The organism is Cupriavidus sp. DF5525, assembly GCF_040149425.2.
GTDB lineage: Bacteria > Pseudomonadota > Gammaproteobacteria > Burkholderiales > Burkholderiaceae > Cupriavidus > Cupriavidus pickettii_A.
In genome coordinates this window covers 487,270-509,811 of the sequence record NZ_CP168266.1, presented here as the reverse complement: position 1 = coordinate 509,811, position 22,542 = coordinate 487,270, and the positions used below count along the sequence as shown (strand labels likewise).

The following is a 22,542-nucleotide window of genomic DNA, read 5'->3' as shown; positions in this document are numbered from 1 at the left end:
GCATGAATTTCGAGCTGGATGAAGAACACCGCATGCTCAAGGACCTGGTCGCGCGCTTCGTACGCGAGCAGCTGATCCCGCTGGAGCCGGCGGTACTGGCCCGCGAGGCCGAGGGCGGGCAGCTCACGCTGCTGCCGGAAGAACACGCGCGCCTGGACGGCATGTCGCGCGAGCTTGGCCTGTGGGGGCTGGACGCCCCCACCGAGATGGGCGGCGCCGACCTGCCCGCGGTGGCGATGGTCGGCGTCAACGAAGAACTCGGCAAGACCATCACGCCGTACGAGCTGCCGCCGGACTCGCCCAACCTGCGCATGCTGATGCTGACCGCCAGCGAGGCCCAGCGCGAACGCTACCTGGCGCCATATGCGCGCGGCGAAACGGTCTCGGCCATCGCCATTTCCGAGCCCGGCGCCGGCGGCGACCCCGCCATGATGACTACGCGCGCGGAACGCGACGGCGACCACTGGGTACTCAACGGCCGCAAGATCTGGATCAGCCGCGCAGCGCGGGCCGACTGGACCATCGTGATGGCCGTCACCGACAAGGCAAAGGGTGCGCGTGGCGGCATCTCGGCCTTTATCGTCGAGCGCGGCACGCCCGGCCTGCGCGTGGAACGGCGCATCCCGATGATCGGCGGTGCCTCCACTTATGAAGTCGTGCTGGAAGACTGCCGCATCCCCGCCTCGCAACTGCTGGGCACCGAAGGCCAGGGCTTTGCGCCGATGCAGGCGCGCCTGTCCACGCGCCGCGTGCAGATGGCCGCGTGGTGCATCGGCCGCGCCCAGCGCGCGCTCGACATGATCTGCGAGTACGCACCGCAGCGCCAGACCTTCGGCGCGCCGCTGGCGCAGCGCCAGGCGATCCAGTGGTGGGTGGCGGATGCCGCCACGCGCATCCACGCCTGCCGCCTGATGACGTACGAGGCCGCCAGCCGCATCGATGCCGGCGATGAGGCGCGTACGCAGGTATCGATGATCAAGGTCTTCGCCACGGAAATGGCCTGGGAGGTGATCGACCACGCGATGCAGACCTTTGGCGCGATGGGCATGACCAAGGAGCTGCCGCTGCAGCAGATGGCCAATGAAACCCGCCTGATGCGCATCTATGAAGGGCCCAGCGAAGTCCACCGCTGGGTGATTGCGCGCGACCTGCTCGGCCTGCGCCGCTGAGCCACACCGATCCCTTGCACCGGCGGGAACACGCCGGGTTTTCCGACCGAAGGAGACACCATGCAACAGCCTTTCCGTTCGCGCCGCCGCTTCCTGGGCATGGCCGCTGCAGCGCTGGCCGGCATCGCCGCACCGCTGGCCGCGCCGGCCGCGGAAGATGCCTTCCCCACACGCCCGATGCGCTTTATCGTGCCGTTCCCGGCCGGCAGCGGCACCGACACAACCGCCCGCATGTTCGCCAAGAAAATCGGCGAACTCACCGGCCAGGGCGTGGTGGTGGAGAACAAGCCCGGCGGCAACGGCTTTATCGGCGTGCAGACCGCGCTGAATGCGCCGGCAGACGGCTACACGGTGTTTATCGGCAGCAATTCCACGCTGTCGACCAACGCCGCCACCTTCCGCAAGCTGCCCTATGACCCGCTGACCGACTTCGCGCCGATCACCCTGCTGTCACGCGGGCCGTGCCTGATCATCGTGCCGGCCAGCTCGCCCTACCGCACGCTGGCAGACCTGCTGGAAGACGCCCGCAAGCGGCCCGGCGCGCTCAACTACGGCTCGGGCTCGATCTCATACACGTTGTACAGCGAATGGCTCAATGAGCTGGCGAAGATCAAGACCACCTCCGTGCCGTACAAGGGCGCGGGCGATGCCATCAATGGCGTGATGGCGGCCAACGTGGACTTTGCCGTGGTCGATGCCACTGGTGCCATCGAACTGGCGCGCGGCGGCAAGATCCGCGCGCTGGCCTTTACCGCGCCGCAACGCTCGCCGCTGCTGCCGGAAGTGCCGTCGATCGTCGAGGCCGGCCTGCCGGACTTCCTGGCCTACAACTGGGTGGCCGCGGCGATTTCCGCCAAGACCCCGCCGGCGGTGGTGAAGCGGCTGCAAGACCTGTTCACGCAGGCCGGCAACGCACCGGACGTGCGCGACTACTACACGCGCCAGTCGACAAAGCTGATCCTGTCGTCGCCGGCGGAAATGCGCCAGTACCAGAAGGACGAGATCGTGCGCTGGAAGCGGCTGGCCGCCGTGGCGAAGATCCCGCTGCAATAAGCGCCGGCGCTGCTATCGGCTGTGCTCGCGCAGCAGCGACGTCAGCCGCTGCGCCAGCGGCGACAGGTAGGCGCCGGCGCGAGTGATCACGCCGATGCGCCGGCGCAGGTCGAGCTCCTCCAGCGCCAGCGGCAGCGCGCGCAGGCCGTGCTGCATGGCATCGCCGCCTTCATTGGCGATGCTCAGCATCTGCGTGCCCTGCATCAGCGCGAACAGCGAGGTGCTGCCGAAATCGATCTCGATACGCAGCTTAGGCTCGGGCAGCCCGCGCTGGCGGAACGCGGCATCGACCTGCTGGCGCAGCGTGATATGCGCTTCCGGCAGCAGCCACTCCTGGTCGGCCAAGTCCGCCAGCCGCAGCTTGCGCCGCTGCAGCAGCGCATGTCCTTCATCCGCCACCACGACCAGGCGGTCGTCGAACAGTGGCTCCACCGCAAAGTCCCCAGCGCTGGTCGGCTTTTGCGGGGCAGGCGCTACTGCCATATCCAGTTCACCCGCGGCCAGCAGGTCCAACAAGTCGCGCGCCAGGCGCCGGCGCAGCCGCAGCCGCGCCACCGGCCGCTCGCGCACCAGTTGCCGGCAGGCACCCAGGATCACCTTGCCCGGTATCGACGGTGAATAGCCCAGCCGCAGGATGCCCTGCTCACCGGTGCGGATGCCCAGCATCTCCTTGATCCCGTCCTCGTACTCCAGCCGGATCCGCTGCGCCCGCTCCAGGAACCGCGTGCCGGCGTAGGTGGCGGTCATGCCGTTGGCGGTGCGCTCGAACAGCGGCAGCCCCGCCTGCATCTCAACGCGCTGTACCGCCTTGGTCAGCGCCGGCTGGCTGATGCCCAGCGCGTCGGCCGCGCGGCCAATGCCGCCGTGCGCCGCCACGGCGAGGATGTATTCGATATCCCGCGTCTCCATTACCTCATTCCCAATGGTTATGACTTTATAGCCATTGCTTCATTGTGGTGATGCCAGCCATCTTACAGACTACGGCGCACGGGTACACACAAAAATGCCCGCCCAGAACCATCGAGCATCACGGAGACAGCATGGGTTTCGCGTACTTCCTGCGCCGCGCCGCGCGCTACTGGGGCGACCAGCCCGCCATCCTTTATCACGACCAGGTGGTGACCTACCGCCAGCTGGACGAGCGTTCTACCCGCCTGGCCAACGCACTGCTGGCGCTGGGCCTGCAGCGCGGAGACCGCGTGGCGGTACAGGCGCGCAACCGGCCCGAGCTGGTCGAGCTGGAATGCGCGCTCTACAAGGCCGGGCTGGTCAAGGCGGCGCTTAATCCGCGCTTCACCGCATCCGAGGCCAGCGATGTGGTCGAGAACTGCACGCCGCGCGTGCTGATCGCCGGGCCCGGCTATACCGGGTATTCGGGCGCGACGCCGGGCTTTGGCAGCATCGAGACCTTTATCGCCATCGGCGAGGCGCCGGCAGGCTATGTCGAATATGAAGCGCTGCTCGCCAATGCCGGCACGGAGTCGCCTGACATCACCCCCGCTGCGGACGACCTGGCGGTGCTGCACTTCTCATCGGGCTCCACCGGCAAGATCAAGGCCGCCATGCAGAGCTACGGCAACCGCATGGCAGCGCTGCGCAAGATGGTTTCCGGCATGGACCGGCCGGCCCGGCCCGGTGACCGGCTGGCGCTGATCGGGCCGGTCACGCACGCCTCCGGCATGCTGATGCAGCCCTACCTTTACCTGGGCGCCACGCTGGTGCTGTTCGACAAGTTCGAGCCCGCGCACTTCCTGGCCGAGGTGGCGCGGCTGCGCATCACGCACGTGTTCATGGTGCCGGCGATGATCAACATGCTGCTGGCCGAGCCCACGCTGGCGCAGGCGGACCTGTCCAGCCTCAAGACCCTGGCCTACGGCGCCGCGCCGATGGCGCCGGCGCGCATACGCGAGGCGTGGGAGCGCATCGGGCCAATCCTGTCGCAGGGCTACGGCGCCAGCGAATCGACCTCCGGCGTTACGCGCCTGTCGACGGCGGACCACGCGCAAGCGATCGCACATCACCCCGAACGCCTGGCCTCGTGCGGCCGCGCCTTGAACGAAACCGAAGTGCGCGTGGTCGACGAGCAGGGTCAGGAGGTCGCGGTGGGCGAGATCGGCGAACTGGTGATCCGCGGCGAAGACGTGTTCCAGGGCTACTGGGGCGAGCCGGAGCTGACCCGCGAAACCATCGTCGACGGCTGGCTGCACACCGGCGACATGGCGCGCGTGGACGACGCCGGCTACCTATACCTGGTGGACCGCAAGAAAGACATGATCATCTCCGGCGGCTTCAACGTCTATCCGACTGAAGTGGAAGCCACGCTGTACCAGCACCCCGACGTGCTGGAAGCCTGCGTCATCAGCATCCCCGACGACACCTGGGGCGAAAGCGTCAAGGCCGTGGTGACGCTGCGTCCGGGCCGCGAGGCGACCGCGCAACAGCTCATCACCCATTGCCGCGAGCGCATCGCGGACTACAAGTCGCCGCGCTCGGTGGATTTCGTCGCCGAGCTGCCCAAGAACGCCAGCGGCAAGCTGGCCCGCAAGATCGTGCGCGAGCGCTACTGGCAGGGCGTCGAGCGCCGCGTCAACTAAGGAGCCAGACTGTTATGTTCGATCACCTGACCAATCCCGTCCTGGCCGAAACGCGCGCCGGCATCCGCCGCTTTATCGACGAAGAGCTCCTCCCGCTGGAGCGCGAACTCGGGCTGGACTCTGAAGACGTTTGGCCGCGCGAGACGCTGCGCAATGTCTGGCGCCGCTCCGGCGAGCTGGGTTTCTACGCCGCCTGCCTGCCCACGGCACTCGGCGGCAAGGGCCTGAACATCCAGGAACAATGCGCGCTCAAGGCCGACCTGGCCGCCAGCGGCTCTGCCCTGGCCCCGCACGTGCTGGGCGACCTGGGCGGCCCGCCGCGCGTGGGCAATATGCTCAGGTACGCCACGCCGGCGCAGCTGAAGCAGTACTTCGAGCCCGTCATCCGCGGCGAGAAATCGACCTGCTTCGCGCTGACGGAAACGCACTCCGGATCGGACGCGCAAAGCATCAAGACCAGCGCCATCGCCGACGGCGACGACCTCATCATCAACGGCGGCAAGCATTACATCAGCGGCGCACCGTTCGCGGACTTCGCCATCGTCATGTGCGTGACCGACGCCAGCACCACGCCGCCCGCCATCAGCGCGGTGCTGGTCGACCTGGACCTGCCCGGCGTGACCGTGACCAACGAGTACGTGCCGATGTCCGGCCAGCACATCGATGGCGATATCCACTTCGACAACGTGCGCGTCCCGCGCGCCAATATCTTCGGCGGCGAGGGCAATGGCTTCAAGCTGGGCATGTCGCGCATCAACGTCAACCGGCTGCTGCACTGCCCGACCATGCTGGGGCTGGCGACACGGGCGTACCAGTCGTCGGTGGAATACGCCGGCAAACGGCGCCAGTTCGGCGGCCCGATCGCGCGCTTCCAGGCGATCCAGCACATGCTGGCCGACATGGCCGCGGCGCTGTGGGCCTGCGAAAGCATGATCGCGCACACCGCCGCGCTGGCCGATGCCGGCGCCGACCTGCGCATGAAGGCCGCGGCCTGCAAGCTCTTTGTCTCGGAGCGCTGCTTCGAGGTGGCCGACAAGGCCGTGCAGATCCACGGCAACGTCGGCGTCACCCGCGGCCACCCGGTCGAACAGACCTTCCGCAAGCTGCGCATGTTCCGCATCTTCACCGGCACCAGCGAGATCCAGCGCAACACCATAGCGCGCGCTATTCTCGAACCGATGCAGCAGAACGCCTGACCGTGCCGGCGGCACGGTCGCCGCCGGCATGAGGACAATACGACAAGACCACGGAGACTACGCATGAACCGCCGAGACTGGCTTGCCACCGCCGGCGCCGCCGCGCTGGGCAGCCTGCTGCTGCCCGCGCGCGCCGCCACCCCGTACCCCAGCCGCCCGATCCGGCTGATCGTTCCTTTTATCGCCGGCAGCACGCCGGACAACGTTGCCCGCACGCTGTCGGCGGAGCTGGGCAACAAGCTCGGGCAGCCGCTGGTGGTCGAGAACATGCCCGGCGCCGGCGGCATCATCGGCGCCAGCGCGCTGCGCCGTGCCGCGCCGGACGGCTATACGCTGGGGATTCTCGCCAACACACATGTGATCAACGTGCACATGTACCGCAAGATGCCGTACGACCCGGCGCGTGACTTCACGCCGATCACGGCGCTCTCCGGTGGCCCGACGGCGCTGGTCGTGCCGGCATCGTCGCCCTACAAGACCGCCGGCGAACTGGTCGCAGCGATGAAGAAAGCGCCCGGCAGGTTCAACTACGGCTCCGGCGGCAAAGGCAGCATCGCCCATCTCGCGGTCGAAACCATGCTGCACCAGGCCGGCTGCGATGCCGTGCACATCCCCTACAAGGGCGCGCCGGAGATCATCACCGCGATGCTGACTGGCCAGACCCAGTTCGGCATGCCGGTGCTGGGCACTGCCACGCAATACGTGCGAAACGGGCAGATCCGCGTACTGGCGGTCACCGCCGCGGCGCGTTCGCCATTCTTTCCCGACGTGCCGACGATGGCCGAGGCACTGCCGCCGGGCTTTGTCATCGACAACTGGAGCGGGCTGTTCGCACCGGCCAATTTCCCGGCCGAACTGACGCAGAAGCTCCATGCCGCCGTCAGCGCCCTGCAGACCGCCGGCGTCTTCGACGCCCAGCTCAAGGCCAACGCGGGTGAGCTGCGCCGCAGCGCCTCACCCGCGCAGTTCGGCACCGTGGTCGCCGCCGACAATACCCGCTATGCCGAGCTGATGAAGTCGATCGGCATGCTTGGCGACCTGGGCTGAGCCCCTCCGCATTGAAAACGGGATTCCGCATGAAGCCAGAATGGTCCTGCCTGAAGGACGTCACCATCATCGATGCCAGCCAGCTGTTGCCAGGACCGCACGCGTGCAGTCTGCTGCGGCAGTTGGGGGCCGATGTGATCAAGGTCGAGCAGCCCGGTACCGGCGATACCGCACGACAGCTTGGGCCGGCGGTATTTGCGCAGTTCAATCGCGGCAAGCGCTCGGTTGCGCTGGACCTGAAGACGGACGCGGGCCGCGAAGCCTTTCTCGAGCTGGTGCGCAATGCCGATGCCGTGGTGGAAGGCTTCCGGCCGGGCGTGATGGCGCGGCTGGGGCTGGGCTATGAAGCGCTGGCGGCGGTCAATCCGGCCATCGTGCTTTGTTCCGTGTCCGGCTTCGGCCAGACGGGTCCTTATGCGAAGCACGCCGGACATGACCTGAACTACCTGGCGCTGGCGGGATACTGGGCGACGCCGGTACAGGTGCATGACGTGGTGTCGCGTCCGCGCGTGCGGGTGTCAGACTATGCCGCTTCCGGCTACGCGGCGCTGTCGCTTGCCGTTGCGATCATGAGTGCGCGACAGCATGGGCGAGGACAGCATCTCGATGTCTCGATCCATGATGCGATCCTGTCCTGGACCGCGCACGGGGCATGGGCGGCGCGGGGACATGAGGCGGCGCCGCATGAATCGCCGACAGTGATGCCGGAGAACGACCTGTTCGAGACGCGCGATGGCCGTCATCTCGCGATGGGGATTCTGGAGAACAAGTTCTGGGTCAACCTGTGCGAGGCGCTTGGCGATGAGTTTCCCGACCTGCGTGATCCGCGTTTTGCCACGCGTGCGGGGCGGCACGGGCACAAGCTGGCGGTGAATGACCTGCTGGCAGCGGTGTTCCGTACCCGTGACCTGGCGGATTGGGAGGCGCTTTTCGGACCACTGGATATTCCATTCTCCCCGGTGCTGGGGGCGACGGCGTTGTTCGAAGACCCTCACGTCCAGGCGCGGCAGGTGGTGCGGCGGGTAGCCGGCGAGGACGGGATTGCTGTGAATTTTCCGGTAAGGTTTTCGTTGGGGTTGCCGGAGGGGGAGGATTTTGTGGCGGGTGTCGGCGAGCACAGCGCCGCTGAAGGTTGAAAGGGATTCGCCCCAATAAGATATCTTTGCTGCACTTACAGAGGCAACGGTCACGCCCATAGCGCATGGTTTAGTACAAATTATGGCTAGGCTATAATTATTGGAATCCAATAATTTCCATTAAGTGCGCCATGGCCAACATCTATCGCCGCCCTGCCCTTGCCGCCCAGATGGCGCGGCAATTGCTGCACCCTGGGGTCCTGGACGAAGGCTTGCGTTCCGGCCTCTTCTTGTCCGGCCTAAGGCGCACCGGCAAGACCACGTTCCTGCTCAACGACCTCGTTCCGGCCCTGGAGGCCGACGGGGCGATCGTGATCTATGTCGATCTCTGGAGCGACACGCAGCGCAGCCCTGCCGCACTCATTCTGGCAGCAGTGAAAAGAACATTAGCCGATCTGGAGCAGCCCGGCTCTGCAGCCCTCAAGCACCTGAAGCGAGTTGCCGGTGCTGACATCGGCGCCTTTGGCTTCAAGTTCGGATTCAAGCTGGACAGCGTAGGGGAGCCCGGCGGGGCCACGCTGGCACAGGCGCTGGCGGAAGTGGTCGACAAGGCAAAGACCAACGTGGTCCTCATCGTGGACGAGGTGCAGCACGCCATTACCTCCGAGGAAGGCAACCGGATGTTGCTCGCGCTCAAGGCCGCGCGCGACGCCATCAACCCGCGCCCCGGCACGCCAGGGTACTTCCTCTTCGTAGGCACTGGATCGCACCGGGCGCTGGTGGGCGAACTGACGGCACGCCGCAACCAGGCCTTCGCCGGTGCCACCTCGATCTCTTATCCGGTACTCGGCGAAGACTATGTCGCGTACCTGCTTGAACGCCTGTCGGCCGAGGGATTCAGCGCCCTGCCGTCGCCGGAGGTAGCGGTCCAGGCGTTCCATGCGTTGGGCAGCCGTCCAGAAGAGATGATCAAGGCCTTGCGGCAATTGCACTTCCACCTGCCGCCAGGCAGCGATCCGGACGAACATCTGCCGGTGATCGCCAACACGCTCCGATCGACAGCCGCGGACCTCGAACTGATGAAGCTCGAACAGTTGGGCGGATTAGCCACAGCGATTTTCGACCGCATAGCCTGTTCTGACGGTGACGCCCGCGGGTTGTTCTCGGCGGAGTCCGCCGCCGCGTATTCCGCGGCAATCGGACGCGAAGTCCGGATTGAGGAGGCACAACCGGTGGTCAATGAACTGATGGCGACGAACCTGATCATGCGCAAGGGGCACGGGGTCTATGGCGTCACGGATCCCTTCGTGCAGGAAATCTGGCTGGAGCGCAAGTCGATTGAAGGGAAGCTGTAGGGCCTGCCGGGCCGCCCCCCCCAGAAGGGCCAGCGATACAGCACTCCGTCGGCTGCTTGCTGGCTCTCGCACTCATTTGAGAATCACTGGATAGGAAGCCAACCAACCTTCAAACCGCCAGCGTTCCAACCACCCTCTCACGCCGTACCACCCCCAGCGAGAACATCGACAACGCGGCGACCAGTGCAGGCACGCCGATCAGCGCGAACAACGCCGGCATCCCCAGCCCCATCGACAGCATCGTCGCCCCGCCAACCGATCCGACCACCGATCCGATCCGGCCAACGCCGTTGGCCCAACTCACGCCGGTAGCACGGCAATCGGTCGGATAGAAGCTGGCGGACAGCGCATTGCCACCCACTTGCGATCCCGAGATGCAGAAACCTGCAAAGAACACCGCGATGCCTGCCGCAACCGGATCGGTCGCAACGCTTCCCACCGCCGCGACGCATACCGCAGCCAACGAATAGCTCGACGCCAGCACATAGTGCGGATTGAACCGATCCATCAGCCAGCCCAGCACAATCGCCCCCACCGTCCCGCCAACCTGGAACATCGTGGTCACCAGCGCCGCGGTCCGCATCGACTGGCCGGTCCCGCGCAGCAACGTGGGCAGCCAGCTCGACAGCAGGTAGATCACCAGCAAGCTCATGAAGAACGTCAGCCAGAACAGCAGCGTGCCGCGCAGCAGTTCGGGGCGGAACAGGTGCCGCACCGGCGAACTGGCGGTGCGCTGTTCACCCACCGAGAACGTAGCATCCCGCAGATCCTCCTTCGGCGCGATCCGCTGCAGCGTGGCCACGATCCGGTCCCGCGACTTGCCCTTGAGCACCAGATAGCGCACTGACTCCGGCAGCAGCCACACCAGAAGGACAACCAGCGCCAGTGGCAGCACACCACCCACCACAAGCACCGAGCGCCAGCCGAACGCTTCGATCAGCCCGGCCGAAGCAAGGCCGCCAAAAGCCGAACCCAGCGTAAAGCCGCAGAACATGGTCGTGACGAGGAAGGAACGGCGCTTGTCCGGGCAGAACTCGGACGTCAGCGTGATCGCGTTGGGCATCGCGCCACCCAGGCCGAGCCCCGTCAGGAAGCGCAGCAGCACCAGCGTCCACAGGTCATGGGACCACGCCGAAGCCAAACTGGCCGCGCCGAAGAACAACACCGACAGCACCAGCACGCTCTTGCGACCAAAGCGGTCGGCCAGCGGGCCGAACAGGAACGCGCCGACCATCAGGCCGCCGAGCCCGGCGCCGAACAAAGGTGCGAGCTGCGCCGGCGTGAGCTGCCATTCCGCACGGATGGCAGGTGCGATAAAGCCGATCGCGGCGGTATCGAAGCCATCGACAGCCACGATCAGGAAGCACAGTACGACGATAGTCACCTGGAACGCCGACAGCGGCTGGCGGTCGATGAACGCGGTGACGTTCAGGGGTTGGCTGGCAGGCATGGTGTCTCCTCCTTGTTGCCAGGGATTAGGGGCGAGTCACGGCCGGCGGCTCCATAGGCCGCCGGTTCGCTATCGGGATTTACGGTGAGAGAAAAGAAACCCGCCGTCAGCGGACTAGAGCCACGGCGTCTGACTGAGGCACTTCTCGGCGCGCCAGCCGTGCAGCCACTGCAGCGCGTCGTAGAACTGGGCCTGCGTGCGGCCGGTCCACAGGCTGTTGCGCACCAGGCGGTCGACGCCCTTGGCGTGATAGACCCGGCCCATGTCGCGCGCGGCGTACAGCACGCGTGCGGTGCGCGGGATGCGTGCCTGCTCGTAAAGCTTGAACGCCGCTTCGAAATCACCGCCCGCCGCCTTCACCGCTTCGCCCAGCGTGACCGCATCTTCCAGTGCCTGGCAGGCGCCCTGCGCCACGTACTGCGTCATCGGGTGCGCGGCGTCGCCCAGGATGGTGGCGCGGCCGAAGCTCCAGCGCTCCACGGGGTCGCGGTCGGCGGTGGCCCAGCGCTTCCAGGAGGTCGGGCGGTCCAGCATCTGGTGCGGCAGCGGGTGGATGCCTTCGAAGTACGACAGCACTTCTGCCTTGCTGCCGTCGCGCACGCCCCAGGTTTCCTGTTCGCGGCTGTGGAAGGTCACCACCAGGTTGTACTGCTGGCCGCCGCGCAGCGGGTAGTGGACCAGGTGGCAGTGCGGGCCGGCCCATACCACCGGTGCGTTGACCTGCAGGTCCTGCGGCATGTTGGCGACGTCGACCACGGCGCGGTAAACCACATGGCCGGTGACGCGGGGCTCATCGCCGATCAGCGCCTGGCGGATGGCGGACTTGACGCCGTCGCAGCCGATCACCGCATCGCCACGGTGGTGCTCGCCGTGCTGGTCGATCACGGTCACGCCCTTGTCGTCCTGCAGCAGCTGCTCGACGCGCGTGCTGGTGCGGAAGGTGATCAGCGGGTGGTCCTGCACCGCCTCCAGGATCGACAGGTGGATATCGGCGCGATGGATCACCGCATACGGATTGCCGAAACGCTCGCGGTAGGCCTGCCCCACGTCGACGCGGGCGATCTCGCTGGTGTCGATGGCATCGCGCAGGCTGAGGTAGTCGGTAAAGACCGCGCGGCTGCGTGCGGCCTCGCCCACGCCGAGCGCATCGAGCGCGGCAAAGGCGTTGGCGGCGAGCTGGATGCCGGCGCCGATCTCGCCGATCTGTTCGGCCTGCTCCAGCAGTTCGATGCGGATGCCCTGGCGTGCGAGCGCCAGCGCCGCGGCCAGGCCGCCGATGCCGCCGCCGATGATGAGGACCTTGCCGGTCGCGTTGTTGGTACTGCTCATGTCTTGTCTCCTGGCCTGCGCGATGCGTCAGGCGGTGTAGTCAGGCTGGCGTCCAGGCGCCGCCTGGGCAAAGGCGGGATGGGCGCTGGCGTGGGCGTAGACCGCCATCGCGCGCTCGTAGCGACCGAGGTCGCAGCCCATGCGCAGCGCATTGGCTACCTGCGGCACCAGCGTGACGTCGGCCAGCGTGGGCGCATCACCGAAGCACCACCTGCCATGCCCGTGCAGCGCCAGCAGGCGCTCCACGCCGGCCATGCCTTCATCGATCCAGTGGCGGTACCAGGCGTCCTTCTGCTCGGGCGTGACCTTCAGCACATCCTGCAGGTAGCGCAGCACGCGCAGGTTGTTGACGGGGTGGATATCGCACCCGATCAGCGTGGCCAGTTCCAGCACCCGCGCACGCTGTACCGGGTCTTGCGGGAGCAGGCGCGGCTCGGGATGGCGGGCGTCCAGGTAGTCGATGATCGCGAACGACTGCCCGAGCGTAAAACTGCCATCCACCAGCGCGGGCACGGACGCGGACGGGTTAATGCCGTCGACATACTCCGGCTCGTGGTGCTGGCCGGTGCGGATATTGACCGGCAGGTAGTCGTACGGCAGGCCTTTGAGGGCCAGCGCGATGCGCACCCGGTAGGACGTCGAGCTGTTGAAGAAACTATAGAGCTGCATGATCGGTAATGCCTGTGTGCTGCAATTCACGCGGGTTCAGACTACGCGCACGGTCAACTCGCCGAGGCCATCGACGCCCGTGACCATGGTCTCGCCGGCCTTGACCGCGCCCACGCCTTCCGGCGTGCCGGTGAAGATCACATCGCCCGGCTCCAGGCGGAAGAACTGTGACAGGTAGGCCACCGTCTCCGCCACCGACCAGATCAGGTGCGACACGTCGCTGCGTTGTTTGGTCTCGCCATTGACGGTCAGCCAGATGCCGGCCTGTTGCGGGTGGCCGATCTCGCTGGCGCGGTGGATCGGGGCGACCGGCGCCGAGGCATCGAAGGCCTTGCCGATTTCCCAGGGGCGGCCCATTTCGCGCATCTTCATCTGCAGGTCGCGGCGGGTCATATCGAGGCCGACGGCATAGCCCCAGACGTGTTCGAGTGCCTGTTCGACGGGGATATCCGAACCGGCCTTGCCGATGACTGCCACCAGCTCGGCCTCGTAGTGGTAGTTCTGCGTCTGCGCCGGATACGGCAGGTCCAGCGTGGTGCCGGCCTGCACCGGGACGATCGCGTCGGCCGGCTTGCAGAAGAAGAACGGCGGCTCGCGGTCGGGATCGAAACCCATCTCGCGGGCATGGGCGGCGTAGTTGCGGCCCACGCAGTAGACGCGGCGCACGGCGAACTGGTCGTCGCTGCCGGCAACGGGAATGGAAACGATGGCGGAGGGCGTGAAGACGTAGGACATGGTTCGGAGTTTCCGGAAATCGTCAGGTATGCGGGAGGCCTCCGGCGGTGCGCGCAGGCACCGCCCGGGGCAGATCGGACCAGGGTTGCGGGATGCTCAGGTGCGCGCTTCGCGCAGCAGGTTCATCGCGGACAGCACGGGCCGGTCGGAATAGCTGAACAGCACCGCGTCTTCCAGCGCCCCCAGCTGCACCGGCGCCCACGACGGGGCGACGAAAACATCGCGCGGCTCGAACTGGAACTGCGCGTCGCCAATGCGGACCGTGCCGCGCCCTTCCACCACGCAGTACACGGTGGCATCGGTGCTGCGGTAGGTCTTGCCCTGGAAGCCCGCGGGCAGGTACTGCATGAAGGTGGCGATGGTGGGCATCGGCCAGCCACCGGTGGCCGGGTTGATATAGCGCAGCTTGACACCGTCCCACGCATCCAGCTCGCCGTTGCGGTAGAGCTGGTCCAGCGCCACGCGCGAGCGCTCGTACGGGTAGCTGAAGATCGGCGACGTGGGATCGGTCACGCGGTGCCGCACCGGCACCATGTTGTGCCCGAAGCGGGCAAAGCTGTCGCCCTCGGCGCGGGTCACGGGCTGCTGGGCTTCCGGGTAGTTCTCGGCAAACCCGGCATCGAACTGCTGCACCAGCGGGATATCCAGCCCGTCCAGCCATACCACCGGCTCGCCACCGTCCTCGACGGCCGGGTTGCCATGGTCATGCCAGGTCCACGACGGCGTGATGATGAAGTCGCCGGGATGCATGGTGGTGCGCTCACCGTTCACGGCGGTCCAGGCGCCTTTGCCTTCGACGATAAAGCGCAACGCCGACTGGGTATGGCGGTGGCTGGGCGCCACCTCGCCCGGCAGGATCAGTTGCAGGCCGGCGTAGAGCGTGGAGGTGATGCTCGACTTGCCGGGGATGCCAGGGTTCTCCAGCACCAGCACGCGGCGTACAGCTTCCTCGGCGCTGATGACGCTGCCCGCCTGCATCACCAGCGGGCGGATCTGCGCGTACTTCCAGATGGCGGGAACGATCTGCGGCCGCGGTTGCGGCGGCACCAGCGCGTGCAGCGACTCCCACAACGGGGTCATGTGGCTGCGGCCGATGTGTTCGTAATAGGCCACGCGGGCCGGATCAGGGGTGTGCTCGGACATGCTGTCTCCGTAACTTTGTGCAGGGCTTTGGGAGCGCTCTTGTGGGTGCGTCGTCATCGCTCGCACCGTGTTGTTGTCGTTATACGCCCGGCCCTATAAGATTTGAAATGAACTTTTCATCTTATCGATACGATTTTTTATATAGGTAGCCCCATGGACTGGACCCAGAGATTGCGGCTGCGCAACCTGCAGATGCTGCTGAGCCTGGCCGAGACCGGCAACATGAGCCAGTCGGCGGCCATGCTGAATACGACCCAGCCGGGCCTTTCCAAATGGCTGAAGGACCTGGAGGACGATATCGGGCTGCCGCTGTTCGAACGCCAGGCGCGCGGGCTGCGGCCCACGCCCTACGGGGAGTCGCTGATCGAGCACGCGCGCCGGATCGAGGCGCAGCTCGATTCCGCACGCGACGATCTGCAGGCCATGCGCGATGGCGGCAGCGGGCTGGTGGTGGTGGGCACATCCGGGGCCTCGGCGGCCGATACGGTGCCGTTGGCTGCCCTGCAACTGCTGCAGCAGATGCCGCGCGCCAGCATGCGGCTGGTGGAAACCACCATGGACCGGCTGATGAACCAGCTGGCGCGCAGCGAACTCGATATCGTGGTGGGTCGCTCCGCTCCAGAGTTGCAGGGCGCGCATATGCGCACGGAATCGCTCTACATGGAGCCGATCCACTTTGTCGCGCGGCCGCGCCATCCGCTGCTGCAGGGTGGGCGCATTGGCTGGGACGACCTGTACCGCTACCGCTGGGTGGTATGGCCGCGCGGTACGCCGATCCGCAATGCGCTGGAAGGTGCGCTGGTCAGCGCCGAACGCGCGCTGCCCGCCGACTGCGTGGAAAGCAATTCCACCGTCCTGAATCTCACGCTGTTCAACAACAGCGACATGATCGGCCTGGCTTCGCACCGCACCGCGCGCCGGCTGGAGGAAATGGGCGCGCTGCGCATCGTGCCGCTGCGGCTGGCGGGCTTTGGCTCGGTGTCGATGTACTGGCGCGAGGACGGGTTGTCGCGCGCGGCGGTGGTGGCGATGCTGGAGTGCTTGCGGCGGGCGGCCGGGGCGCAGCAAACCCCGGCCGAGTTTCCGGCGTAGACGCGGTGCTCAGAAGCGGTGGCGGATGCCGACGGCTACCGCCGTCATGCTGCGATGGCCGCTGCCGAGGAAATACCCGTTGGCGAGGCTGACGGCTGAAGTGTCGAAATTGATGCCGGCGTGCTGCACGTAGGCCATGGTCATGGTAGACATCGGTGCGAACCAGCGGTCATGCGGAAGCGAGAGAAATCGCGAAGGGAATGCCGGCGCTGCCGGCCGGCTCAGCGGCTGACCGCGCGGTGGATTGCCAGTGCCGCGGCCACCATGGCTTCGGCTGACTCCAGCGCGCGCGACGGATCGTCGCGCTTGCGCACGCCGGCGGCGCTGGTCGCGCGCGCGGCGCTGTCCGGGCTAGCGGAGAATTTCACTACCGTCAGCGCCTTGGCCGGATTGATGTAGATCTTTTGGCCGAAGCGCCCGCTGGCCTCGATGCTGCCGTCGCCGTCGTTGCGCTGGAACCAGTAGTTGCGATAGCCATAGCCATCGCGGCCCGGCGCGGTATTGCCTCGCGCAACGCGGGCCTGGTTGCCGGCCGGCTGCAGCGCGATGCGCACGGCGCCGGGCGAGATCCCGCCCGAGGCATCGCCCGCCGCCGCCCTGCGCACCGCCTCGGCAAAGCGCGCGGCGTCACGCAGCGTGGAATTCAGCCCGCCGCTGGCCATCTCCGTGCCCTGGCGATCCACGCTGGTATAGGCGTCATCCTCGGCAAAACGCGACCACAGCCGGTCGGTGACCAGTTGCGCCCAGCTCTTGCCGGTGATGCGGCGCATGGCCCAGGCCACCGCTTCGGGCGAGCCGTTCTGGTAGTACCAGACCCCGCCGTCGCCGGTGCCGCTGGTCGCGTGCACGACCTTGAGGAAGTCATAGATGTTGTCCGGCGCATCCGCCTTGCGCGGCACGATGCCCACTGCGCCGAACAGGCCCAGGTCCGGCGGCAGTGCTTCCGGATAGCCCACCGGCACCTCCATGTCCAGGTTCTGCTGTACCGTGGCCTCGCCGAACGGGTTGTCCGCCAGCTCCGGCACATACTGCGCCAGCCGCGCCTGCGGGTCGAGCTTGCCCTCCTCGATCAGCATCGCGGCCAGCAGCCCGGTCACCGACTTGGTCATCGAGGCCCAGATATGCGGCTGGTACGGGCCAAAGCCTGCCAGGTAGCGCTCATACACGATCCGCCCCCGGTGCAGCACGATAAAGCCGTCGGTATGGGTATCGCGCAGGTAGTCGGCCAGCCGGACCGTGTTACCCGCTACGGCGAACGTGGCGCCGTCCAGTTCGGTGCCCTGCTGTCCCGCCAGCGCCGTTGGCTGGCTGGCATGCCGGATGCCCGCCGTCGGAGACATCTCGCGCGCGTGGCTCAGCGCCCAGCGCATGAAAGGCGGGCGCAGGCCGTTGCCGCGGCTGACCTGCTTGTCGGATGGCGGCGGAAAGCCCTGCATGATGCCCTCCCCGGCCGCGGCGTCCTGCGCCAGCGACACGCCCGCCGGCACCGCCAGCAGCACCGCGGCCAGCCATGCCCGACCCAGCCCGAACCCCGTCCTGCGCGATGGCGAATGCGCTCGCATGCTGTCTCCTGTCTTGTTGCGGCGTCCGCACGCATGGTCCGGCGCCGCTGTTTGCCTGGTTGCAGGCCTGGGTGATACAGGCTGCGGGCGCCATATTGACGGAGGCAAGGCATGACCACAATGACGTATTCGGCATGGCGCCATAACCCGTTGGAATGTCCTCCGCGCCCGCGGCGCTCAAGGTTGGGCGGCCGTGGCCGTCATTGGGAACTGGCGGCGGCTCCGTCCCGACCGCCGGCCGGCGGCGCTCCCGCCGTGTCTTTCCCAACCTTCAACGAGGAACCCCCTTCATGGAAATTTCCAACGTCACCGCCGGCCTGGCGGGCGATCCGGGCGCCGATCCGGTGGCCCTGCTGATGCTGCGCAAGTCGCTGGACATGCAGGCACAGGGCGTGGCTGCACTGCTGCAGGCCATGCCCCAGCCGGTTGCGGCCAGCAACCCGCCGCACCTGGGCCAGACCATCGACATCAAGGTCTGACTTCACGCGGTGGGAACCGCCGCGGCGCGGGCGCTGCCGGCACCACAGGCCGGACACATGGGCGCCCGCCGACGCATAATGTCGGCACCTGCCCTCTCCGGTGTCCGCCATGCAGCTTCTCGACGCCCGCGTCCGCGACCTGCTCCGTCATCCGGGGCGCTTCGTGTGGCGCACGCTGGTGCAGTTCCGTGCTAACCAGGGCCTGCTGCTGGCCGGCGCAGTGGCCTACTACGCGCTGCTGTCGATCGTGCCCTTGCTGATCTTGATGGTGATCGCGCTGTCGCATGTGATCGACCCTCGACTGCTGCTGTCGACGCTGGCGCGCTACCTGGAGTGGGTAGTGCCGGGTCAGTCCAAGGCGCTGGTGCCTGAACTTGCGGCGTTCCTGCGCAACCGCGCCACGGTGGGCTGGGTGCTGCTCGGCACGATGCTGTTCTTCAGCTCCCTGGCGTTCACGGTGCTGGAGAACGCCATGTCGGTGATCTTCGTCCATCGCGTGGCGATCCGACGCCGGCATTTCCTGGTCTCGGCGGTGCTGCCCTACTGCTATATCGCGGTGCTGAGCGTGGGGCTGCTGCTGGTGACGCTGGTATCGGGTGGACTGATCGCCATTGGCGAACGGCATGTGGAAGTGATGGGCCATGACTGGTCGCTCGACCGGCTTTCGACCACCCTGCTCTACCTGCTTGGCTTCCTGGGCGAGGTCCTGATGCTGACGTCGATCTACATGGTGATGCCGGTGGGCCGGCTGTCGCTGTGGCATGCGCTGTGCGGCGCGGTGCTGGCCGCGGTGCTGTGGGAGATCTCGCGCCATGTGCTGGTGTGGTACTTCACCACGCTGTCCCAGGTGGGGCGGGTCTATGGCTCGCTGACCACCGCGATCGTGGTGCTGCTGAGCCTGGAGATCGCGGCGACGCTGCTGTTGCTGGGCGCGCAGGTGATCGCGGAGTTCGAGCGCAGCGGCTGGGAGCGGCCACCTTCCTCGGATGCCCCCACTGGCGAGTTCCATACCTGACGCCTGCCGCTTCGGGCCAGTGCAGACTGCCATGCAGGCGCGAATGGAATCGGCTCCCGCGGCATCGAAGGCGCCGATGAAGACCAGCGCGGATTCGCCAGCTTCGCCGTGCGGCAGCGGCCGCACCATCTCGCCGACAAGCGGGCGCCGGATCGAGCAGCCCGATCTGCGCCGCTGCGGCCGCTATGGCATCGCGCGCATGGCCGCGCGCTCGCTGTCGCCCGCACTGGAAACGTTCTACGCCTTTACGCGGGAGCACTGGAAAGAACTGTCGTCAGCGCCCGCCGGCAACGGCGCGCGACGCTGACCAGCGCGCAGCCGCTGTTGTATCCTCCGCCCTGACCCCTAGCTCAAACCCGGCATGCCCGACTCCAAGCCAGACCGCCCCCGCCGCCTCACCATCCATGACGTCGCCCGCGCCGCCGGCGTGTCGCTGACCACGGTCTCGCACGCGCTGAACGACCGCGGCGTGCTGGACCCGGCCACGCGCGCGCGGGTCAAGCGCATTGCAGCGGAGTTGGGCTACCGCCCCAGCGTGCGCGCACAGCGGCTGCAGTCGGGCCGCGCCAACTGCATCGCGCTGCTGTCGTCGATGCCGTTCGCGGTGGCGGGTGGCACCTCGCGGCTGGGGTTCATGATGGAAGTGGCGGCGATCGCGGCGGAAGCGGCGATGGGCCGTGGGCTGGGCGTGGTGCTTGTGCCGCCGCTGGAGGGCGCGGGCGGATTGCTGGATACGCTCGATATCGACGGCGCCATCGTGATCGAGCCAATCGCCGGCGACCCGCATATCGCACGGCTGCGCGAACGCGGTGTCAGCATCGTGTCGATCGGGCGCGAGCCGCTGACCGATGCGCCGGTGCCCTGCGTCGACCTGCAATCGGCCGAGACCGCCCGCCTGCTGCTGGAGCACCTGCATGGCCACGGCCGCCGGCATATCGGCCTGATGATAGGCGCTGCACCGCGCCAGTCGTACGTGGAAACCGAGCGCGCCTATCGCGAGTTCACGCAGGCGGCCGGGCTGCCCTGCCATATCGTCAAGGCGCCCGAGGAGCGCGGCGAGGCCGCCGGTGCCGATGCCTGCGCGCAATTGCTGGCACTAATGCCGCAGCTGGATGCACTGTGCGCGCCGGTGGATGCGTTTGCCGTGGGCGCGATGACCTACCTGCAAGGCCTGGGCAAGTGCGTGCCCGACGACGTGCTGCTGGTGACGCGCTACGACGGCATCCGCGCCCGCGGCGCACAGCCGCCGATCACCGCGGTCAACCTGCATCTGGAGCGTGTGGCGTCGCTGGCGGTCGAGTTGCTGTTCGCCCATCTTTCCGGCGACCGCAGCCGCACGGTGATCGCAGGGCCCGCCCCAGAGCTGGTGGTGCGGGCCTCGTCCACGCCCAGCGCTTAGCCGCGCAGCAGCACCACCGCACCCGACACCAGCGCGAACACCAGCACGCCGATGCGCAGCATGCGCTGGTTGATGCGCCGGTGCACCAGGTGGCTGGCCACCATGCCCACGCCCAGCACCGGCAGCAGGCCGACGGCATAGAGCACCTGCTCCATGCCGAGCTTGCCACTTAGCGCCAGCACCACCAGCGAGATGACCTCACCCACCAGGAAGCACAGCGCCACGGTCGCGCGCAGCGTGGCCACGGGCGCGTGCTGGTAGGCCAGCGCCAGCGGCGGCCCGCCCACGCCGGTGGCGGTCTCGGTGACGCCGGTGATGAGTCCGGTCGAGGCGAACGTCAGCCGCCCCGGCGTAAAGGCCGGCGCCAGCAGCGACGCCAGCGCGGCCGCAATGGTGCTGCCGCCCACCAGCGCGTTGAGCCACGCCATCGGCATCGCCACCAGCACCCACAGCCCGCCGAAGGTGCCGGCCAGCCGTCCGGCGCTGATCCAGCCCGCACCGCGCAAGTCGATGGCGTGGCGCTCGCGCCAGGCCACGTAGGCGTTCAGCGGCAGCATTGCCAGCAGCAAGGCGCCCGGCAGCATCGCCGGCGCGGCCAGCGCCAGCACCGGCACCACGATCAGCGCGAAGCCCATGCCGGTCGCGCCCTGGATCAGCGCGCCGGTGAAGACCGCCACGCCGACACTGAACCACGTCATGTCCATCGTCAGGCTTCCGTGTTGGTGGGCGCAGCGCTGGTCGCATGGCGCGCGCGGTGGATGTCGGCGGCTTCATGCAGCTTGCGGATCGGCGCGTTGGCGACGGTGTCCTCGGCCATCGCATGGATGGCCCGCATCAGCGCGCGGGCATCCCAGTCGGTGGGCCAGCCCTGCCACAGGCGCAGGCTGCCATCGACAAAGACTGCGCGGATCTGGTCGCGGTTGGCCAGCCGCACCAGTTCCCAGGTCAGGTCCCAGGATGGCGCCAGTTCCGGCACGTCCAGGTCGACCAGCAAGAAGTCAGCGCGCTTGCCTGTAGCGATCTCGCCGGTCAGCGCACCCAGGCCCGCGACATCGGCCGCGTCATGCGTGGCCATGTCGACCCAGCGCCAGCCCGCGCCGCACGACGAATCGCCCACGCCGATGCCGAAAGCGAAGCGCTGCGCGGCCTCGGCATAGTCGAGCAGGCGGAAGCCGTCGCTGCGGGTGCCGTCGGTGCCCAGGCCAAGGCGCACGCCAAAGGTGGCCATGGTTTCCGCCGGCGCCACGGCATTGCCCTTCCAGGCGCTGGCGACGGGGTTGTAGGCCACTGCCGCGCCGCTATCGGCGAGCAGCCGGATTTCATGCGGCGTCACCAGCGTGGCATGGGCCAGCAGCGCCGCGGGGCCAAGCGCGCCCACCGCCGCCAGGTGTTCGATCGGGCGCCGGCCGCAGGCGTTGAGCGAGCGCTCCACCGCCACCAGATGCTCGTTGGCGTGCGTCTGGAAGATGCGGCCGGACTCCGCGCAGAGCTGGTAGACGTGGTGCAGCATCGCGTCGGAAGCGACCTCCGGGATCGAGATCGCCAGCGACGGCGCCACCAGCGGATCGCTCGCGTACTTGTCCACGTGCGCGGCAGCGCGGCGCAGGATCGGCGCGGCGTCAAGCGTCTCGGCGCCGGGCTTGTCGTTGCAGATCAGGCCCAGCACGCAGCGCACGCCGGCATCGGTGACCGCGCGGGCCACGGCGTCCAGCCCCGCGTCGCTGCGCGTGCCGGCATCGACCACGGTGGTAAAGCCGCCGCGCAGCGCCTCCAGCGCCGCCAGCTTGGACGACAGGTACAGGTGCTCCGCCTTCAGGCTGCCCTCCAGCGGCACCCATACGCGCCGGAAGATCTCGGACGGCTCGCCGAACACCAGCGACTTGCCGAACGACTGGGTCAGGTGGTGGTGCGTGTCGATCATGCCGGGCATCAGCAGCATGCGCGGCAGCGGCAAGGTTTCCAGCTCCGGGAAGCGCGCCGTGATTTCGTCAGCCTTGCCCACGGCCGTGAAGCAGCCGCCCTCCACCACCACCGCGTGCCCGCGTACCGCGCCCTGGCGCAGCAGCGTCCATTCCGGCAGCAGGATGCGCGGTTGCGCGAACAGGTCCGGCTGCAGCGCCGGGGTGTTGTCGCCGGGCCAGGCCGGCGCGTATGCATTGCGTTCAGTCATTGCGATTCA

Annotated in this window: 21 protein-coding genes and 1 pseudogene; 12 read left to right on the top strand and 10 right to left on the bottom strand. The window is 67.6% G+C overall.

The genetic code is table 11. From position 1 onward, the window contains the following. The first annotated feature begins 2 nt into the window (after positions 1 to 2). A complete protein-coding gene (locus ABNX08_RS23530) occupies positions 3 to 1,169 on the top strand; it encodes an acyl-CoA dehydrogenase family protein (RefSeq protein WP_022538111.1) in 1,167 nt (388 codons plus the stop codon). 60 nt (positions 1,170 to 1,229) lie between these two features. Then, positions 1,230 to 2,222, top strand: a complete 993-nt coding sequence (locus tag ABNX08_RS23525; RefSeq protein ID WP_022538110.1) for a tripartite tricarboxylate transporter substrate binding protein — start codon at positions 1,230 to 1,232, stop codon at positions 2,220 to 2,222. A gap of 12 nt (positions 2,223 to 2,234) precedes the next feature. Here ABNX08_RS23525 and ABNX08_RS23520 read toward each other — a convergent pair whose 3' ends face one another. Next, the gene (locus ABNX08_RS23520) at positions 2,235 to 3,131 is read right to left on the bottom strand and encodes a LysR family transcriptional regulator (RefSeq protein WP_022538109.1); all 897 of its coding nucleotides are present in this window, start codon (positions 3,129 to 3,131) and stop codon (positions 2,235 to 2,237) included. Between the two features lie 131 nt (positions 3,132 to 3,262). Between ABNX08_RS23520 and ABNX08_RS23515 the strand changes: the two genes are divergently transcribed. From ABNX08_RS23515 to ABNX08_RS23495, 5 genes are all read left to right on the top strand, one after another. After that, a complete protein-coding gene (locus ABNX08_RS23515) occupies positions 3,263 to 4,816 on the top strand; it encodes a long-chain fatty acid--CoA ligase (protein WP_022538108.1) in 1,554 nt (517 codons plus the stop codon). A 14-nt stretch (positions 4,817 to 4,830) separates the two neighbouring features. Continuing rightward, positions 4,831 to 6,012 carry an acyl-CoA dehydrogenase family protein gene (locus ABNX08_RS23510; RefSeq protein ID WP_022538107.1) on the top strand — a complete coding sequence of 394 codons (1,182 nt, stop codon included), beginning with the start codon at positions 4,831 to 4,833 and terminating at the stop codon, positions 6,010 to 6,012. 63 nt (positions 6,013 to 6,075) lie between these two features. After that, complete coding sequence (locus ABNX08_RS23505; protein ID WP_022538106.1) at positions 6,076 to 7,059, top strand: tripartite tricarboxylate transporter substrate binding protein; 984 nt, start codon at positions 6,076 to 6,078, stop codon at positions 7,057 to 7,059. Positions 7,060 to 7,088: 29 nt separating this feature from the next. After that, complete coding sequence (locus tag ABNX08_RS23500; protein ID WP_022538105.1) at positions 7,089 to 8,195, top strand: CaiB/BaiF CoA-transferase family protein; 1,107 nt, start codon at positions 7,089 to 7,091, stop codon at positions 8,193 to 8,195. A gap of 131 nt (positions 8,196 to 8,326) precedes the next feature. After that, positions 8,327 to 9,490, top strand: a complete 1,164-nt coding sequence (locus tag ABNX08_RS23495) for an AAA family ATPase (protein WP_022538104.1) — start codon at positions 8,327 to 8,329, stop codon at positions 9,488 to 9,490. A 109-nt stretch (positions 9,491 to 9,599) separates the two neighbouring features. On the opposite strand, the gene ABNX08_RS23490 is transcribed toward ABNX08_RS23495, so the two are convergent. The 5 genes from ABNX08_RS23490 to gtdA all read right to left on the bottom strand — a co-directional run bounded on the left by ABNX08_RS23490 (position 9,600) and on the right by gtdA (position 14,816). Beyond that, positions 9,600 to 10,940, bottom strand: a complete 1,341-nt coding sequence (locus tag ABNX08_RS23490) for an aromatic acid/H+ symport family MFS transporter (RefSeq protein ID WP_022538103.1) — start codon at positions 10,938 to 10,940, stop codon at positions 9,600 to 9,602. A gap of 114 nt (positions 10,941 to 11,054) precedes the next feature. Continuing rightward, the gene (locus tag ABNX08_RS23485) at positions 11,055 to 12,269 is read right to left on the bottom strand and encodes a 3-hydroxybenzoate 6-monooxygenase (protein ID WP_022538102.1); all 1,215 of its coding nucleotides are present in this window, start codon (positions 12,267 to 12,269) and stop codon (positions 11,055 to 11,057) included. Positions 12,270 to 12,296: 27 nt separating this feature from the next. Next, complete coding sequence (gene maiA, locus ABNX08_RS23480) at positions 12,297 to 12,938, bottom strand: maleylacetoacetate isomerase (RefSeq protein WP_022538101.1); 642 nt, start codon at positions 12,936 to 12,938, stop codon at positions 12,297 to 12,299. A 36-nt stretch (positions 12,939 to 12,974) separates the two neighbouring features. Next, a complete protein-coding gene (locus ABNX08_RS23475; protein WP_022538100.1) occupies positions 12,975 to 13,673 on the bottom strand; it encodes a fumarylacetoacetate hydrolase family protein in 699 nt (232 codons plus the stop codon). Positions 13,674 to 13,769: 96 nt separating this feature from the next. Continuing rightward, positions 13,770 to 14,816 (bottom strand): gentisate 1,2-dioxygenase, encoded by a 1,047-nt coding sequence (gtdA, locus tag ABNX08_RS23470; protein WP_022538099.1) that lies wholly within the window; start codon positions 14,814 to 14,816, stop codon positions 13,770 to 13,772. A 153-nt stretch (positions 14,817 to 14,969) separates the two neighbouring features. Between gtdA and ABNX08_RS23465 the strand changes: the two genes are divergently transcribed. After that, the gene (locus ABNX08_RS23465; protein WP_022538098.1) at positions 14,970 to 15,908 is read left to right on the top strand and encodes a LysR family transcriptional regulator; all 939 of its coding nucleotides are present in this window, start codon (positions 14,970 to 14,972) and stop codon (positions 15,906 to 15,908) included. Between the two features lie 9 nt (positions 15,909 to 15,917). On the opposite strand, the pseudogene ABNX08_RS23460 reads toward ABNX08_RS23465, so the two are convergent. Together ABNX08_RS23460 and ABNX08_RS23455 are read right to left on the bottom strand one after the other, a co-directional pair. Beyond that, positions 15,918 to 16,068: pseudogene (locus ABNX08_RS23460) on the bottom strand (porin); the annotation flags it as partial. Positions 16,069 to 16,129: 61 nt separating this feature from the next. Continuing rightward, complete coding sequence (locus ABNX08_RS23455) at positions 16,130 to 17,470, bottom strand: serine hydrolase (RefSeq protein WP_022538096.1); 1,341 nt, start codon at positions 17,468 to 17,470, stop codon at positions 16,130 to 16,132. Between the two features lie 290 nt (positions 17,471 to 17,760). Here ABNX08_RS23455 and ABNX08_RS23450 point away from each other — a divergent pair, with 290 nt between their 5' ends. The 4 genes from ABNX08_RS23450 to ABNX08_RS23435 all read left to right on the top strand — a co-directional run bounded on the left by ABNX08_RS23450 (position 17,761) and on the right by ABNX08_RS23435 (position 20,363). After that, entirely contained in the window at positions 17,761 to 17,949 is a 189-nt protein-coding gene (locus tag ABNX08_RS23450; RefSeq protein ID WP_022538095.1) for a YjfB family protein, read from the top strand. 109 nt (positions 17,950 to 18,058) lie between these two features. Then, positions 18,059 to 18,964 carry a YihY/virulence factor BrkB family protein gene (locus tag ABNX08_RS23445; RefSeq protein WP_051369951.1) on the top strand — a complete coding sequence of 302 codons (906 nt, stop codon included), beginning with the start codon at positions 18,059 to 18,061 and terminating at the stop codon, positions 18,962 to 18,964. Positions 18,965 to 19,007: 43 nt separating this feature from the next. Next, positions 19,008 to 19,271 carry a hypothetical protein gene (locus tag ABNX08_RS23440; RefSeq protein WP_349606096.1) on the top strand — a complete coding sequence of 88 codons (264 nt, stop codon included), beginning with the start codon at positions 19,008 to 19,010 and terminating at the stop codon, positions 19,269 to 19,271. Positions 19,272 to 19,325: 54 nt separating this feature from the next. Next, entirely contained in the window at positions 19,326 to 20,363 is a 1,038-nt protein-coding gene (locus tag ABNX08_RS23435) for a substrate-binding domain-containing protein (RefSeq protein ID WP_022538092.1), read from the top strand. Here ABNX08_RS23435 and ABNX08_RS23430 read toward each other — a convergent pair. After that, entirely contained in the window at positions 20,360 to 21,067 is a 708-nt protein-coding gene (locus ABNX08_RS23430; RefSeq protein ID WP_022538091.1) for a sulfite exporter TauE/SafE family protein, read from the bottom strand. The two genes, ABNX08_RS23435 and ABNX08_RS23430, sit on opposite strands and share 4 nt — an antisense overlap. A gap of 2 nt (positions 21,068 to 21,069) precedes the next feature. After that, positions 21,070 to 22,533, bottom strand: coding sequence for an amidohydrolase family protein (locus ABNX08_RS23425; protein ID WP_022538090.1), 1,464 nt, complete (start codon positions 22,531 to 22,533; stop codon positions 21,070 to 21,072). Positions 22,534 to 22,542: the final 9 nt, after the last annotated feature.